This is a genomic window from Caproiciproducens sp. MSJ-32, from assembly GCF_018918055.1.
In the GTDB taxonomy this organism is placed as follows: Bacteria; Bacillota; Clostridia; order Clostridiales; family Clostridiaceae; genus Clostridium.
Map to the genome: position 1 here is coordinate 1 of NZ_JAHLPS010000037.1, position 16,748 is coordinate 16,748.

A 16,748-nucleotide genomic window follows, 5' to 3' on the forward strand; every position below is an offset into this window, starting at 1 on the left:
CTTGAAACTCCATATTTTCTTGCTAAGTCACTATAGTTTGGTTTCATATTTAAGCACCTCAAAATGTTCAGTTCTGCCTTTATTGTTTCTATCATGCTAATTACCTCCTTACGTCGGAGATAATTATACTATTTCATTTGCAATTCTGTTAAGTTTTATATTTGTAATCTTGTTAATTTTTATTTTAGCATTAATATTCAAATTGATTATTTAATTCTTCAAATAGTTCTTTAACTACTTTTTTAAAAGACAAAGAGCATTTTACATTATCATCATTGTGTCCTTTCATAATATCCTTTCCTTTCTTTATTTTTATCTTATACAATTAATTAAAATAACAATAGAAAAGGGACTTCACAATATGTGAAATCCCCTTTAAAATTTCAATTATCTTAATAATTGAAGAACACCTTGTGGTTGTTGGTTAGCTTGTGCAAGCATTGCTTGAGCAGCTTGGCTTAGGATATTGTTCTTTGAGAATGTCATCATTTCCTTAGCCATGTCTACGTCTCTAATTCTTGATTCTGCCGCTGTTAGGTTTTCCGCTGATGTTCCAAGGTTTGCAATTGTATGCTCTAACCTGTTTTGGAATGCACCAAGCTTTGCTCTTTCAGTTGAAACTTTTTCTATAGCATTGTTTATTGTTGTTACTGCTAATTCAGCATTTGCAGCTGTTGAAACATCTATTGTAGTTAATCCATTAAAAGCATCTGCCCTCATATCTGAAATGTCAATAGTAATATTTTGTCCTTGATTTGCACCTATCATAACTTTAATAGAATTTCCTGAAGCTACTTTAAAAGTGTTATCTGTACTTATGCCTGATTTTAATCCTTCATTTATTGTTACAGTAACTCCTAGTTCTGCAAAGTTTACATCTACTGTTTCCATTGAACCTTCAGATGGAGGTGTTACCTTAATTGTCCTTGACTTTTTTAATGTATCACTGCTTAGTGTTAATTCATTATTTTCAGCATTAAATTCTAAAGTATAGTCATCTGCAGCACTTGCTCCATTTGAAGAAATTTTTGAAATACCAGCAGATGGTCCTATTCCTGATTCTACATTAGTAACACTTGAAGCTAAGTCTCCATTTAATAGTTTTTTATTATTAAATTCAGTTGTATTTCCTATTCTTGTTATTTCTGATGTTAATTGATCTATTTCCTTCTTTATCGCTTGTCTATCTACATCTACATTAGTATCACTAGCAGCTTGAACTGAAAGTTCTCTCATTCTTTGAAGTATTGCATGTGTTTCATTTAATGCACCTTCTGCTGTTTGGATAAGTGATATAGCATCTTGTGCATTTCTTCCTGCTTGCTCTAAACCTCTTATTTGACCTCTCATCTTTTCTGAGATTGCAAGTCCTGCTGCGTCATCTCCAGCTCTGTTGATTCTTAGACCTGATGATAACTTTTCCATTGACTTTCCAGCATTTACAGTGTTAAGACCCAACTGACGATGTGCGTTCATCGCATTAAGATTGTGATTAATTATCATTTTTTATTCCTCCTTGAATTTAATTTTAGACATCCTTGTCCATTTTTATAATTAAGCTATAATTAATAAGGATATTGTATATCTTAATTAATTATAAGCTTATTAGCTAAGAATAAGTTAATAAGTTAGATTACTAGTAATTTTTTATTAACTATATTATTATTATCGTAATCATTTTTTAAACTTTATAGTTATTTTTAAATTTTTTTTATATTTTTAAATTTATTTAACCTTTAATAATTTAATATTAGTTAATAAATAAGATGATTACTAGTAATTTTTATTAACCATATTATTATTATCGTAATCATTTTTTAAACTTTATAGTTATTTTTAATTTATTTTATATTTTTTTATTAAAAAAACTATTTACATTTTTATTTTTTTCATACATATTATTTGCTTTTCTTCTATTGTAAAGACTTTGTAATTCATTTCTCACACTTTTTTGCTCTTCTTTAATAACTTCTTCAAGTTCTTTATCTAATTTCATTATTCCTTTATTAATATACATTTCTTTTACTAAGGCTTTATCAAAATCACTCTCAACTATTTTTTTTATTATATATTCTCTTTTATTCATTAAATTTTCTACATCCAAACCATTTTTTAAATTTAATATTATGGCCCTTGTAATATTTTTATAATTATTAAAAATTTCTTCCATAAATCACCTTTTAACCTAAACCTAAACTTTGTGATAGATAAGTCATTTGACTATTATACTTATTCATTATATTCTCTAAACTTGCATATTTAATATATAAAGCTTGTTCCTTACTACTATATAAGCTCTCCATATCTTTAATTTTTCTTTGATATTCTTCAATAGTCTTAGTTAAAGTGTTATTATGTGCTGTTGATGTACCTTCAATCCCAGCTTTTTTTGCAAGAAGAGAACTTGTAGATATTGTTTCATTATATAAAATATCTTTTAGTCTATACATAATACCTGTTTGAGAATATTTTTCTCTATCACTCAATCCAACTGACGTCGGCTTAGTCTTAGCAAATAAGTTTTTAACATCTTCCATCTTGTTTTCTAAAGCCTCTGTCAATTTTTTCTCGTCTATTGAATAGGTTCCATTTTTAGTTCCACTGTAATCTAAAACTGCAGTTATTCCAATATCTTCTAGTCTTAACCCTGTACCATTAACAATTGTTCTCATTGATTCTTTTAAACTATTATTTATTCTCATTAAATCTGAATCTCTATATAATTGTCCTTGTTCAACCTTAGCATCCCAAAGTTCTACTTCCTTTTCTGAAAGTTCTTTTCTTTGCTCCTTAGTTAATGGTTGATAGTCCCTAGCTCTCTTTTCTGTCACTAATTTATTTAGTTTTTCTACTAATTTATTATAGTCGTTTATGAAATTAACAATTTTATCAAAAGTATCTTTTACATCAACTTTTCCTGTAACTTGAATTCCCTCAGCAGGTATTTCACCATTAAAAGTAAAAGTTACACCATCTTTGGTAAAAGTATTTGTAGGGCCAGTATGTACGTAATAGCCACCTTTAGCATCTCTTACAATTATATTTGCATCCTGGCCTGTCGTTGAATTTATTACACTTTCATCTATTACTTGATTATAAGCTTGCATCTCTATTTGATATTTATTTCCAGCATTTTTAGATGTAAAAGTTATATTATCTCCATCTATTATTACTGAAATAGCAATGCCTTGATTTGATAAAAGTTTATTAACATTCTCTACATAAGAATTTATTTCTTCACTTGTTGGATTTTTTTCTAATTGCGGAATTGATACTATATTCCCATTAATATATATTTTCTTGCCCTTAACAGCATCTAGCTTTACGGTAGTTTCTGCAAAATCTGCATCCTCACCATTCTCCAAAATAACTTCTTTAGAATTTTCTTCCGAACCTATTAAAATACTTTTACCATTATTCAAAGCTCCTAATTCTTCACTTATAAACGTAATATTATCATTTTTAATTTCTACTTTTACGTCAGAAAGCTTTTCATTTAGAAATTTCTCTAACTCACTAGCATCATCATCTACCATACCATTAATTGCTTCTTTCGAAATATCATTAATAGTTACAGTACTATCACCTATTTTAATTACTAGTTTTTTCTTCTCAGGATTATCTTCATCAGCTTCTATTGCATTTATTAAATCATTAACCTTGATTCCTGTAGCCCTCGCTGCAACAGCATCTTTACCAAGTTTTTCTTTTTCTTTTTCTATTTCAGAAAATAAAGCAATTGAATCTTTTGATAAATCTGTTTCTATTACAAAACTACTGCTTGATCCTAAAACAGTTGATTCAAATATAAGGCCTGACTTATTTTCTCCACCACCTGTAATAGGATCATAAGTTCCTGCAAAATCACTATATCTAACAGTAATATTTATTCCTGCTGTTTTTAATTGACTATTAAGATTTTTCGCCTTATCTTTTAAAGTATCGCCTTTTAAGGTAAATTCCTGTCCGTTAATTCTAATTTTATCATCTATGATTACATCTTCAGTCAAAACTGCTTTTGCTGCAGTTCCAATATTACCTGAGATAGTATAATTACTAAGAGTTGCTTCAGAACTTCCTTTTACTGTTAAAACTGCAGTATTAGATGATTCATATCTAACAGCTTGATAATTACTACTTAAAAGTAAGCTACTATTATTAGCAATGTCAAAGTATTTATTATAAAAATCCTTTGCTTCATTCATAATATCTCTATATAATTTCTGTTTAATTTCAAGAATATCCTTTTTTTGCTCTTGAACATCTATTTTTGCCCTATAGGCTTGCATTGTTTCTTTTATAACAGCATCTATATCTAATCCTGTAGCAAGGCCTGTTATTCTTATTGCCATAACTTCCCTCCTTATCTTTTAATTATTATCTTCTCATTCTCTTTGATCTTTCATAAGCTTCATGCCAGGTATTTCTCACATCTTCTATAACAGGCATAAGCTCGTCCATCATTTTTAGATCCTTCTTTAAATTTATTTCAAATAATCTATTTTTTATAAAGTCATAAACACTATAGAGCTGTTTTGCCCATTCTCCAGCACTTGTATCTAAAGTTATCATTAGTTCTGTAAAAATATCCTGCACCTTAACTAGATTTTTATGACTTTCTATAATATTTTTTTCTTCCAATGCTTGTTTAGCCATTTTGGAAAATCTCACTGCACCATCTAGCAGCATTAAGAGTAATTGTTCCTTGGAAGCAAAATTTACACTATTATTTTTATAAGCATTTAGTGCATTACTACCGTACATTCTTTCTTTCCTCCTACTTTTTAGTATCTATAAAAGTACCGTATTCTATAGATTTTAAATCTTTTTCTGCCTCTAAAATTATCTCGCCTTCTTTTTCTTTGCTAGCCTTAATTATAATTTTATTTTTCCCTTTTTTTAACTTATCTTTCTCTTCTTTAACATATTCATTAAAGCTTTTTCCCTTATTTTTTTCACTATCTTTATAAATCTTGATTTTTGCCTTCCTATGAACCTTATTATCCTTTGTTTTTTCATATAGCTCTCTTCTAATATCAGTATCAATTTTATTAAGAAAAAGATTCATGGCATTCACCTACTTTAAGCTTTTTTATCTACTATTATTCCAGCCATTTCACACATTTTAGCTACTAGGTCTAGTATTTTCTCCGGTGGATATTCCATTATAACTTCTTTTGTATCGCCATTAACTACTTTTACCATAATATCACCTAATTTTTTATGGACTGAATATTCCACAAAAGTATTTTCCACCTTTAATAAATCATTTAACTTATTTATTGCTTTATCTAAATCCTCTTTCTTAAAATCTTTATCTCTATTAATATCCTTTGCTACATCCCTGTTTTCTGAAGACTGATTTACTTCAGCTACTTTTGCTAGATTTAGGTTGACTTGTCCTCCTTGACTTTTAACCATTATATCCATTTTCGCACCCCCTTAATTACAATTCATAATTTACAATTCATAATGAATAATTAGGCTAAAACTCCTTCAAGGTCTCTAACTAAATCTTATATTATTTTTTTCCTAGCTTTTTAAGCACATCTATATTAAGTTTCATTTTCACTGCTTCTTTGTTTTCATGTTCTACTTCTTCATATAATTCTTTTCTCAGGATGGTCATTTCTCTAGGTGCATTTATAGCTAATTTTACACTGCCTTCTTCTATTTTTGATATAGATATCTCTATATTGTCACCTATTAAAATAGACTCACCTTTCTTTCTAGTTATAACTAACAAACCAACACCCCGCTTTATTAATTCAAATTGATAGTTACCTATCTAATTTTTTAATCATTTCTTTTTAAATTAGTAATAAATCCTAATTATTAAATACTTTTTCTCTTATATTATAATCTTCTTTATCTAGTATATATTGTTGCCCTTTTTTTGAATTTATATTTATTACCAAAGGTGCTTTCAGGTTTGCTGTTATATTTTCTACTTTGCTATCTAATTTTACAATTGAATAAAGTAAAACATCTTTTTGATTTTGTATATTTAAGGCCTCAATTATTTCATTGCTTAATTTTATTTGATAATCTTTTTTAATTTCAAAAGGAGATATTATTATAAAGCCAAGTTCTGCATTTTCTATTGATTGCATTATTTTAAAAGGACTTTCTTCATCAACTTCCTTAATAATATATTTTTTAAGTTCATCAAAACCTGGTATTCCCTTTTCAAAATATATAATTTCCTTTTCTTCATATATCATTTTTCCATGTACTGGTGATATTATTTCCATATTCATCTACTCCTATCTAAGGAAATCTAAAAGTGTTGGCTGAATTATTCTTGCACTAACTTGTAATGAAGCCATATATACTGTTTGAGCAACTGTTGCTTCTATAGTTTTTTCTGCAAAATCTATATCTTCCGTTTGTGACAATACATCTTTTAAATTTAAAATTTGATCTTCATTTTGCGTAGCTGCCGCTTCCATTCTATTTTGTTTTGAGCCAAGTTCAGCCATAACCTTTAATAGATTTGATATTGCTGAATCCATTTGACCTAATAGACTTCCTGTTACTTCTGAAGAATCTTCTGAATCAAGTGAATTCGTAATGTCTGTTAATAAATTCATTACATTTACTTTATTTGCTCCCTCACCAAATTCTAAAATTTCTGTTGAACTAACATTATACTTCATTGTTACACCTTGCGAAATTTCAACTATAAGACCTGAAGCAAGCATTTCCATTTCATTACTTGTAGATGGATCTGCTATTATGGTACCATCGGAAGAAGAATAATATAATTTATTATTTCCTGTTGTCCCATCAGCCTGTACTGCCACTGGTTTACTATTAACCTTTGTTCCGCCAAAAATATATTTTCCGTCAAAATTAGTATTTAAAATTTGAGCTATTTCATTCACCTTTTCATTTATTTCATCCTTAATAGCTTTTTTTTCATCAGATCCATAAGCAGCATTACCTGCAGAAACCATAAGCTCCCTAATTCTTTGAAAACTTTTTTCTAATTGTTGAAGAGCCGTATCTGTTGTATCTAGCCAGTTAGTAGTATCCTTAATATTTTCATTATATTGAATAGCCGCCTTAATATCGCTATTTAATTGCATACTTCTCGCTACTTTATAAGGATTATCAGAAGGTCTGCTTATTTCCTTTCCAGATGAAAGCTGACCATTTATCCTTTTTAAATTATTTTGATTTCTATGTAAATCCCTTAAAAAGCTTTTAGCTAACATAGAATTTGTAACTCTCACTTAATTACCTCCTATCTCCTTAATCCATTTATTACAACTTCTAATAGTTCATCTATAGTTGCAATTATCTTTGCATTAGCATTATATGCATGTTGGAATTGGATTAAGTTTGCCATTTCCTCATCTAAAGAAACACCGGAAACTGCTGCTCTAGTTTCTTCTATGCTGTATAATAGGTCCTCTTGATTAGCTACCATCCTTGAAGCTTCTTGAGCTTGAACTCCTAATCTATCTACAGTATCTTTAAAATAGGAATCAAAAGTCATTCCGCCTTCAGCATTATTTAATCCAAGTCCATCATCTTTTAAAATATTCTTCACAAAATCTTCCCTAGTATTTATTGATTCATTTATATCTTGAATTTTAAGCTTTCCGTATCTAAGCTGTGCTATAGCTAAAGCTCTTGTTCCATCCCCTTCTCCTGAATTTTCATCTTTCCCTGCATTGATCTTCATTACATCCTTTAATATTTCTTCGTTGATAGTAATATTTTTAGCAGAAATTTCTACTTCCGCATTTAAAGTATCTTCTATATTTATAAGTTTTCCTGAAGAATCATATTTTGCAGTATCCTTATTAACAAAAAAAGGAAGTGTATCTTCTGAAGCATCTTCTTTGCCGCTATGAACAGCATTTACTGCTAATGCTATTGCTTTAGCTAACTTATCTAGCTGATCCATATAATCTTGTATATCTTTTTGAACTGAATAAAGACCATTAACACTACCTGATGCTGGCTCAAACATCATTAATTCGTCAAAGCTTATTTCAGCCTTATCAGCTATAGGATGACCGTCTCCCTTAATAGCCTGCCCATTTTTATCTGCCCATATAATTCTCTTATTTAGAATTTCTTGAGCTTGTTCTTCAGTAATTCCTGTTATCTTTAAAGTTTGCTTATTACTTTCACGGCTCATATCTCCGTTTTTATAATAAGTAATAATATAAGAGCCTTCTTCAACTTTTTCTATACCAGGTATATAAGAAAATCTAGCAGCATCTCCATTTGGACTGGAATTAACTAATATGTTGGCTTTTACCTTGCCTGATTCTGTTGGCTTAATATTTATGCCATTAAATTCTTCCCTTTCAACTACAATACCAAAATTAATGCTTAACTCATCAATAAGCAAATCTCTTTTGTCCATTAAGTCATTAGGGGTATTACCTGCTACTGTTACACTTATTATTTCTTGGTTTAGCCTATCTAATTGATCTAAAAGACTATTAATATTTGTAACAGTGTGTCTCATTTGGTCTTGGGCATTTGTTTGAAGGGCTTCTAATTGTCCATAAGTTGAATTTAATGCATTTGTTAGTGCTAAAGTTTTTTGAGCAACTACAGTTCTTGAATTTGAACTATTTGGCTGCTTAGAAAGTTCTTGAAAAGCATCAAAAAAACTTCCTATTAAGCTTGATAAACCTGTTTCTGACGATTCATTCAAAATATTTTCTACTTTATATAAAAAGTTATCCCTAATTTGATACTTTCCTAAAATAGTAGTTTCATTTCTTACCTGATAATCTAAAAATGTATCTCTTATTCTTTCTATTTTACTAATTTCAGCACCTGTACCAATCTGACCAACTCCCCCTTGAACAGTATAAGGAGTTGTAGTAACAATAGTAGCTCTTTGTCTTGAATATCCTACTGTATTTGCATTCGCTATATTATGGGAAGTTACATCTATACTTTTCTGTTGTACTGACATCCCTCTCTTAGCTATATTAAATGTTGAAAATAATCCTGACACCTTTTCTCACCTGCTTATCTTCTAATATTTCCATAGGAATTATAAGTTGTTACATTTCTTTGTGGATTTATTAAACTAAGAAGCTTATTTGTAAAACTTAATTGCTGTTTTATTAATAGTTCGTTAGTATCCTTTTGAAGCTTAATTTCATTTAAAAGCCTTTGGATTCTTCTGTATATATCCTCAAGTTCCTTATCTTGGGAATTTGCAACAAGATCCTTCATGGATTGATTTCCTAATATTCTTCTTCTTTTAACTTCACTTTCTGCTAGATCCTTATTTTTTAACATTATATCTTCTACAATTGCCTCTAAGGCATAAACTTCCTTTTTAATAGTTAATTTATATTGCTTATCAAGCAGCTCTAATAAGCCTCTTAATTCTTTTTCTTCTTCAATAAGGACATTTTTTAATTCTTCTACCATATTATTCTTTTCCCCTCATAGCATCTAATAGACTTTGAGCCAAAATCCTGCTGTTTATATCATAAGTACCGTTTTGAATTCTATTTTTAATTTCTATGATCTTTTGACTATTATTAAATGCACTCTCATCTATAGCATAGTTCTTTAGCAGCTTTGCTTCTTGAGATAATTCTATCCTATCAGACACATCTCTTTTTTCTAATTTACTTATTTTATTAGAAGAAACCCTATTATATTGATTTATTCCGCTCATATATCCTATTCCTTTAATATTCATAGCTACCTCCTAATAATTTCTTCTTTATATTCTTATTTTCGTATTTTATCAATATAAGTTTATAGATTAAATAAAAAAAAGATTAAGCAATAAACTTAATCTGTTTTAATACTTAATCTTTTAAAGACTTTATTCTTTCAGCACTGCTTACAATGCTTGTTATCCTTACCCCAAAATTTTCATCTACAACCACTACTTCACCAAAAGCTATCTTTTTGCCATTAACCAGAATTTCAACTGGCTCTTCTGCTAATTTATCTAATTCAATTAATGAACCTGTGCTTAAATCTAATATTTCTTTTATACTTTTTTTAGTTCTTCCAAGTACTACAGAAATATTTAAAGCTACATCTAAGATTAGATCAAGATTTCTATGAGATTCACCAACAGGACCTTGCTTAAGTTCACCAAAACTTGCTTTATGTACTTCCACTGGTTTCTCATCTTTTCTTGAATATCTTTCTTCTCTAATCTCTTCATCAATATCAATAGGCTTTTCATAAATTTCAGCTGCTTTATTATTAACTTCAACTTTTTCTGGCTCAGTTTTAGTTTCTGAAGTTATGGCAGCTTCTTCTTGTTCCTCTCCAGTCATTATTGCCACTATTTTCTTTCCTGTTTCTATAGGTAAAATCTGCATCATACTTGAATTTAATAAGCCATCAATTGTTAAGTCAAATTTTACCTCTATAATAGGAACATCTTCTGGAATTTCCTCTGTTATGCTTTCAGTTATTGATTTCCAGATCTTTGACTTCGGAGGAGAAATATTAACTTCCCTAGAAAACATGGTTGCCATTGAGGTTGCTGCTGACCCTATCATTTGGTTCATTGCTTCTTGTACAGCACTAATTTCAAGTTCTGATAGTTCAGTACTATTTACATTGCCGTCTCCACCCATCATTAAATTGGCTATAACTGCTGCATCATTTGTTTGCATGATCAAAATATTTCGTCCCATAATACCCGAAGTATATTCAACATCTAAAATAATATTTGGACATTTAAAGCTTTCCTTAATTTCCCTTAAGGTTGTTACATTAACTCTTGGTGTTGTAATATTTACTTGCTTATTGGTAAGTTGATAAAGAGCTGTTGATGCTGATCCCATTGATATATTTCCGATTTCGCCAAGTAAATCTTTTTCTATATCTGATAATATTTCAGCTTCTTTATTATCCACATTACCTCCCACATTACCGTTTAGCAATGAATCTATTTCTTCCTGGGTTAAAAAACCGTTACTCAATCTCAATCACATCCTTATCTGTAATATCTAATATTTCTACTCCTAAGTTTTTTCCAATAATACCTGGTTTTGCAATAAAGCATTCTTCATCCTCAACAAAAACTCTAACAGGACTATCATAACGAGTGTTTAATACTAAAACATCTCCCTTAACAAGCCTTAGAAAATCATCTAAAGTAATTTCTGTTTCTCCAAGTTCAACATGAAGGTCAACCTTGGCAGGCTCAATTCCAGCCATAATCTTTTCTCTTGCATCTGTATCAAGTTCTGAAGCATCAGTTTTAAACCAATATTGAACAATTAATTTATCCACTATTTTTTCGACGCTTAAATAAGGAATACATAAATTCATATAAGTTGTACTCTTTCCTAATTCAACAGAAAAACTAAGTAAAGCAACAGCTTCATTAGGAGCCAAGGTCTGACTGGCAGATGGATTAGTTTCAAGAGCCTCAAATTGTGGTCTAACCTCTATTATATCCTCCCAAGCTAGTTTCATAGAATTTATCATTTCAGATGTAATACTAGATAAAATATTTTTATCTATTTCTGAAAAATCTTTTAATTTAACCTTTCTATTTCCTTCTCCACCTAAAAGTATATCTAATATTTGATATGAAAATTCAGGATTCATCTCAAGCAATATATTACCTTGTAACGGTGGCATACTAAATATTGTTAATACAGTAGGATTAGGGATTGAATGAATAAATTCCTCATAGGTTATCTGCTCTACAGTTTGAATTTCTATTTTTACATGTTTCCTTAATTGTCCAGATAAATAATTACTTACAATTCTGGCAAAGGAATCATGTACCATTTCTAGAGTTCTAATATGTTCTTTAGAGAATTTCTGAGGACTTCTAAAGTCATATTTTTTGACTCTATGTTTTTCTTCTTTCTCTTTAAGCTGATCCGGTTCAAAATCACCTGCAGATAAGGCAGATAATAAAGCATCTATTTCACTTTGTGATAAAACCTCTGCCATCTCTCTTCCCCTTTCCTATTGGTTTAGTAACTTTTCAATATCTATTATTGTTAATAATCTATTGTCTAATTCAATAACTCCTTTTATATAATCTTCTATATTTTGAGTTTCTAATTTTTGAAGTTTATTATCATCTATATCTACTACTTCTTCTACATCATCTACTATGATGCCAATTTCTTCTTCATTAACTTTTAATATTATTATGTTATTTTGTTTTTCACTAGGCACTATATTTAATAATAAATTAATATCAACAAGGGACTTAATGCTTCCTCTTAAATTTATTAATCCTTTAATATGAACAGGAGCCTTAGGTACTGGTGTTATCTTCATCATATCATTTATACTTAATATCTTTGATGTCTCAACTGCAAAATGCTCCTCCCCTAGTTTAAATACCACATATTGCATTCCATACTCCTCCTAAATTGTTTAACCAACAACTTTTCTTATAGCTTCTAATACTCTATCTGCTTGGAATGGCTTAACTATAAAGTCTTTTGCTCCTGATTTTATTGCATCCATAACCATTGATTGTTGTCCCATTGCTGAGCACATAATTATTTTTGCATTTGGATCAAAAGCTCTTATTTGTTTAACAGCTTCTATTCCATCCATATCTGGCATTGTTATATCCATTGTAACAACATCTGGTCTCTCTTTTTTATATAATTCTACAGCTTCTAAACCATTAGATGCTTCTGCAATAACATCAAATCCATTCTTTTGTAAAATGTCCTTTATCATCATTCTCATAAAAGATGCATCATCAACTATTAAAACTCTTGTCATTTATTATCCCTCCAAATTATTTTATTCCTAATGCTTCTAAAATTTTTTCTAATGATCCTGGAGCAGGCACGAAATAGAAATGTCCTTCTAATTTGTCCTCTCCACTACCAATAAATAATGTTTCTATATCTAAAACATATTCTTGATATTGACCTGTTTCAACAAAAGTAGTAACTAATATAGCACTAAGCATATCATTTGCTACAGCCGGTACAGAAACTGTTGCCTTTAAATTAGTAAAAGCTACAATTGAATTCATAAAAGATGAGGCAATTATATTACCTATTTCTGATATTACAGAAATCCCCATTTCTGTGAGAGCTGCTTCGTCTTTTGATATCATTTTAGATATCATTTTTAATGCTATATCTTTTTCAAACACATAAAGTATACTTCCTGGAATATCATCAAAAACTTTAACTAAAACTGCTACTACTTCATTTTCTTTATTGCTATTTAGCAGTTCTTCAAATTCTATCAAATTTACGCTTGGAACCGACATATCTATTTTGGTGCCTAAAAGCATTGATAATGATGTTGCAGAATTGCCAGCTCCTATATTGGTAACTTCCTTTAAAGCATCCAATTGGAATGAAGTTAAATTTTTATATTCCATAAAATCCTCCCTTCTAGATTAATGCTGCAACGTCAAGTATCAATGTAACTAGTCCATTTCCTAGTATTGTAGCACCTATATATTCTTTTAGTGATTTTAAGGTATCACCTAAAGGTTTAATTACAATTTCTTGTTGTCCTAATAGGGAATCTACTAATAATCCAACTACTTTGTCTCCTACTTTTACTATTATAACAAATTTCTTTTTGTTATCAGCTTTTTCAATTCCTAATCTTTCATTTAATCTGATTAAAGGTATAATAGTATCTCTATAAACTATTACTTCTTCTCCATTAGTCTTCTTAATTCTATCTTCTTTATAATCTATTACTTTATCTATGTATCCTAAAGAAATAGCAAAAGTTTGGCTTCCAACCTTAACTAATAAAGCTTGTATAATTTGAAGTGTTAAAGGTAATTTTATAATAAAGCTTGATCCTTTGCCTTCTTCACTAACTACATCTACAGTACCACCTAAAGCAGAAATCTTTGTTTTAACAACATCCATTCCTACCCCACGTCCTGATATGTCGGTAACCTCTGTATTAGTACTGAAACCCTGATTAAAAATTAAATTTCTAATATCATTATCGCTTAATCCTTCAGTATTTATACCCATTTTTTCTGCCTTAGCCTTAACCTTTGCAAGATTAATTCCAGCACCATCATCTTCAACTTTTATTAAAGCCTTAGTTCCTTCTTGATAAGCAACTAATTTAATAGTACCTACTGGATCTTTACCTGCAGCTATTCTTTCTTCTCTGCTTTCTATACCATGATCAGCAGCATTTCTTAAAAGGTGGATTAATGGTTCTCCAATTTCATCAATTACAGTTCTATCTAATTCAGTTTCTGAACCTTCAATGATAAAATTTATTTCCTTATTAAGATCAACTGATATATCTCGAATTAATCTTGGGAATCTGTTAAATACAACCTCTAAAGGTAACATTCTTATTTTCATTACCAAATCTTGCAGATCAGAAGTTGTCCTTTCTACTTGTTCAATAGTTTCAACTAATTCTTGGGATTTATTATCAATTACAATCTGCTCTAATCTTGTTCTATATATTACAAGCTCAGATACCATATTCATTAATTTATCTATTCTATCTAGATCTACTCTAACAGATTGATGTACCCTTTTACTGCTTTTTTCTTTCTTAGCTATATTCTTTACTGAATTAGTATTTTTATTATTTACTATTGTTTTCTTCTCTATTTCCTTAGCCTTTGGAATTTCCGGAAGCTTATTTATATCCTCTTTTAATTCTACATACTTTGTTACTACCTTCTCAACTTCAGAAATATTTTTAACTATTTCTTCAATTTCTTCTTTTGTCTTAACTGTTACAAGAACGAAATATAATTCTGTATCAAATTGTTCATTTTCTATATCCTCAGTTGATGGATATGATTTGATAATCTCTCCTTGAGTTTCTAGTTCCTGTACGATTAGAAAAGCTCTTGCAGATTTTAACAAAATATCTTCTCTTAGTGTTATTTTAATGTCTATACCATTAAAACCATTTTCTTTACCTTGTTTTAATACTGATATATCATATTCATTTAACAGGGTATTAGTTGTTTCTTCATTATTTTCTGCAGGTTCTGCTTTAGCATCCCCTTCAGTTTCCACAATAATATTTTCCTCATTAGCTACACTTTCTAAATTTCTCATTACTTCTGTAATATCTATTGTTTCATCAGAGCCTTGTTCGATATTGCTTACCATTCTTTCTAGTGTATCTAAGCATTCAAATAATATTGTTACTACATTGCTTGTTACTTCTAGCTTTCCTTCTCTGAACTCAGATAAAACATCTTCCATCTTATGTGTTAGTTCAGCTATATCACTAAATCCCATGGTTGCAGCCATTCCCTTAATAGTATGCGCAACTCTAAAGATTTCATTTAATTTATCTTTATTTTTAGGATTTTGCTCCAAATCTAATAGCGCTTCATTTAAAGTTTGTAAATTTTCCATTGATTCTTCAAGAAACATCCCCATATATTGAGATACGTCCATACATTTTCACCCCTTATGCTTTTCTGTAAATAAATGTAGATACTTTTTCTAATCCAAAGTCTTTATAATTGTAAATACTTTCAGTTGCACCAACAAAAAGTAATCCACCCTTTTTTAAAGAATCTACAAATTTTTCAAATATTTCTTTTTTGGTTTCATTTTTAAAGTATATAATAACATTTCTACATACTATCAAATCAAATCCTTTTTCATAATCATCTAAAATTAAATCATGTCGTTTAAATTTTACCATGGATTTTATCTTATTATCTATAATAAATTTATTGTTAACCTCTTTAAAATATTTCTTCAAATAGAAGTTACTAACATTTTTCATTTCAGTTAATTGATATTCGCCAAGCATGGCTTTTTTTAATATTGTTGTATCAATATCAGTAGCAATAATATCATTTCTACCTAAGGGGTTTATTTCATTAAGAATCATTGCTATACTATAAGGCTCACAACCTATAGAACAAGCAGCGCTCCACACCTTCAGATTTTTATTTGACTGTATGTATATTTTCAAAGTGCTTTCTAATTCCTTAAATAATTCCGCATTTCTAAAAAATTCAGTTACATTTATAGTTATAAAATTAAAAAATCGTTGTCTTTCATTTTCATTATTAAGGAGCAGTTTTTTATATTCTTCTAAGCTTTTAACACCTATTCTAGACATTAAACTTCTTATTCTTCTGTTTAATTGTTCAGGCTTATAGGCATGTAAATTTATTTTAAACTCCCCATACACCCAATTGTGAAAATCATTAAAATCCATATTTCCTCCTATTAATTGTTAATTAAACTCTGTATTTTTGAGGCAATTTTATCAACTGGAACTACATAATCTACATATCCAGTTTCAAGGGCTACCTTAGGCATTCCATAAATCACACATGTTTCTTCATCCTGAACAATAGTTATTCCATTATTTTTCTTCACTTCAACAGTACCTTTTGCTCCATCTTTACCCATACCTGTTAATACTACAGATATTATTCTATTGGTATATACTAAAGAAGCAGAAATAAATAGTTGGTCCACTGCTGGCCTTACTCCCCATAGGGGTGGCTCTTGATTTAATCTTATAATACCAGGTTCTTTCACCACCATATGATATCCTCCTGGTGCAACATAAACTTTATTTTTTTCTATCTTATATCCATCTCTTGCCTCAAGAACTTCTAACCTGCATTTTTTATTTAATCTTTCCGCAAAAGCTTTAGTAAAACCACTAGGCATATGTTGAACAACTAATACTGCTGCATTAATATCCTGAGTAAACCCTGTAATTACTTTTTCTATTGCATTAGGGCCACCTGTTGATGCTCCTATTAAAATTATATCACGTATCACTTTTTTATTTTTATTTTCCAA

Annotated in this window: 19 protein-coding genes and 1 pseudogene; all 20 read right to left on the reverse strand. The window is 29.5% G+C overall.

Going from position 1 to position 16,748, the window contains the following annotated elements:
• Positions 1–387 precede the first annotated feature (387 nt).
• Positions 388–1,503 carry a flagellin N-terminal helical domain-containing protein gene (locus KQI16_RS04220; RefSeq protein WP_216432460.1) on the reverse strand — a complete coding sequence of 372 codons (1,116 nt, stop codon included), beginning with the start codon at positions 1,501–1,503 and terminating at the stop codon, positions 388–390.
• Between the two features lie 343 nt (positions 1,504–1,846).
• Positions 1,847–2,170, reverse strand: a complete 324-nt coding sequence (locus KQI16_RS04225; protein ID WP_216432461.1) for a flagellar protein FliT — start codon at positions 2,168–2,170, stop codon at positions 1,847–1,849.
• 10 nt (positions 2,171–2,180) lie between these two features.
• Positions 2,181–4,352, reverse strand: a complete 2,172-nt coding sequence (gene fliD / locus KQI16_RS04230) for a flagellar filament capping protein FliD (protein WP_286172870.1) — start codon at positions 4,350–4,352, stop codon at positions 2,181–2,183.
• A gap of 25 nt (positions 4,353–4,377) precedes the next feature.
• On the reverse strand, positions 4,378–4,764 hold the full coding sequence (gene fliS, locus KQI16_RS04235) for a flagellar export chaperone FliS (protein WP_216432462.1): 387 nt from the start codon (positions 4,762–4,764) through the stop codon (positions 4,378–4,380).
• A 13-nt stretch (positions 4,765–4,777) separates the two neighbouring features.
• Positions 4,778–5,068 carry a hypothetical protein gene (locus KQI16_RS04240; RefSeq protein WP_216432463.1) on the reverse strand — a complete coding sequence of 97 codons (291 nt, stop codon included), beginning with the start codon at positions 5,066–5,068 and terminating at the stop codon, positions 4,778–4,780.
• A 14-nt stretch (positions 5,069–5,082) separates the two neighbouring features.
• Positions 5,083–5,430 carry a flagellar protein FlaG gene (locus tag KQI16_RS04245; protein ID WP_216432464.1) on the reverse strand — a complete coding sequence of 116 codons (348 nt, stop codon included), beginning with the start codon at positions 5,428–5,430 and terminating at the stop codon, positions 5,083–5,085.
• A gap of 91 nt (positions 5,431–5,521) precedes the next feature.
• Entirely contained in the window at positions 5,522–5,746 is a 225-nt protein-coding gene (gene csrA, locus KQI16_RS04250) for a carbon storage regulator CsrA (RefSeq protein ID WP_216432465.1), read from the reverse strand.
• Between the two features lie 82 nt (positions 5,747–5,828).
• Positions 5,829–6,254 carry a flagellar assembly protein FliW gene (gene fliW, locus KQI16_RS04255; protein ID WP_216432466.1) on the reverse strand — a complete coding sequence of 142 codons (426 nt, stop codon included), beginning with the start codon at positions 6,252–6,254 and terminating at the stop codon, positions 5,829–5,831.
• Between the two features lie 12 nt (positions 6,255–6,266).
• Positions 6,267–7,238 carry a flagellar hook-associated protein FlgL gene (flgL, locus tag KQI16_RS13190; RefSeq protein WP_216432467.1) on the reverse strand — a complete coding sequence of 324 codons (972 nt, stop codon included), beginning with the start codon at positions 7,236–7,238 and terminating at the stop codon, positions 6,267–6,269.
• 11 nt (positions 7,239–7,249) lie between these two features.
• Positions 7,250–8,992 carry a flagellar hook-associated protein FlgK gene (gene flgK, locus KQI16_RS04265; RefSeq protein WP_216432468.1) on the reverse strand — a complete coding sequence of 581 codons (1,743 nt, stop codon included), beginning with the start codon at positions 8,990–8,992 and terminating at the stop codon, positions 7,250–7,252.
• A gap of 14 nt (positions 8,993–9,006) precedes the next feature.
• Positions 9,007–9,417: a flagellar protein FlgN gene (locus KQI16_RS04270; RefSeq protein ID WP_216432469.1), complete on the reverse strand. Its 411-nt coding sequence runs from the start codon at positions 9,415–9,417 to the stop codon at positions 9,007–9,009.
• Between the two features lies 1 nt (position 9,418).
• Positions 9,419–9,694: a flagellar biosynthesis anti-sigma factor FlgM gene (locus tag KQI16_RS04275; RefSeq protein ID WP_216432470.1), complete on the reverse strand. Its 276-nt coding sequence runs from the start codon at positions 9,692–9,694 to the stop codon at positions 9,419–9,421.
• 112 nt (positions 9,695–9,806) lie between these two features.
• On the reverse strand, positions 9,807–10,943 hold the full coding sequence (gene fliY, locus KQI16_RS04280; protein WP_216432471.1) for a flagellar motor switch phosphatase FliY: 1,137 nt from the start codon (positions 10,941–10,943) through the stop codon (positions 9,807–9,809).
• On the reverse strand, positions 10,936–11,931 hold the full coding sequence (gene fliM / locus KQI16_RS04285) for a flagellar motor switch protein FliM (RefSeq protein WP_216432472.1): 996 nt from the start codon (positions 11,929–11,931) through the stop codon (positions 10,936–10,938). Before fliM ends, fliY begins: the two co-directional genes overlap by 8 nt.
• A gap of 15 nt (positions 11,932–11,946) precedes the next feature.
• Positions 11,947–12,345, reverse strand: a complete 399-nt coding sequence (locus KQI16_RS04290; RefSeq protein WP_216432473.1) for a chemotaxis protein CheW — start codon at positions 12,343–12,345, stop codon at positions 11,947–11,949.
• Positions 12,346–12,366: 21 nt separating this feature from the next.
• Positions 12,367–12,726: a response regulator gene (locus KQI16_RS04295; RefSeq protein ID WP_216432474.1), complete on the reverse strand. Its 360-nt coding sequence runs from the start codon at positions 12,724–12,726 to the stop codon at positions 12,367–12,369.
• Between the two features lie 16 nt (positions 12,727–12,742).
• The gene (locus KQI16_RS04300) at positions 12,743–13,342 is read right to left on the reverse strand and encodes a chemotaxis protein CheC (RefSeq protein WP_216432475.1); all 600 of its coding nucleotides are present in this window, start codon (positions 13,340–13,342) and stop codon (positions 12,743–12,745) included.
• 13 nt (positions 13,343–13,355) lie between these two features.
• Positions 13,356–15,371, reverse strand: a complete 2,016-nt coding sequence (locus tag KQI16_RS04305) for a chemotaxis protein CheA (RefSeq protein WP_216432476.1) — start codon at positions 15,369–15,371, stop codon at positions 13,356–13,358.
• A 13-nt stretch (positions 15,372–15,384) separates the two neighbouring features.
• A complete protein-coding gene (locus tag KQI16_RS04310) occupies positions 15,385–16,149 on the reverse strand; it encodes a CheR family methyltransferase (RefSeq protein ID WP_216432477.1) in 765 nt (254 codons plus the stop codon).
• 11 nt (positions 16,150–16,160) lie between these two features.
• A pseudogene (locus tag KQI16_RS04315) lies at positions 16,161–16,718 on the reverse strand (CheB methylesterase domain-containing protein); the annotation flags it as partial.
• Positions 16,719–16,748 lie beyond the last annotated feature (30 nt).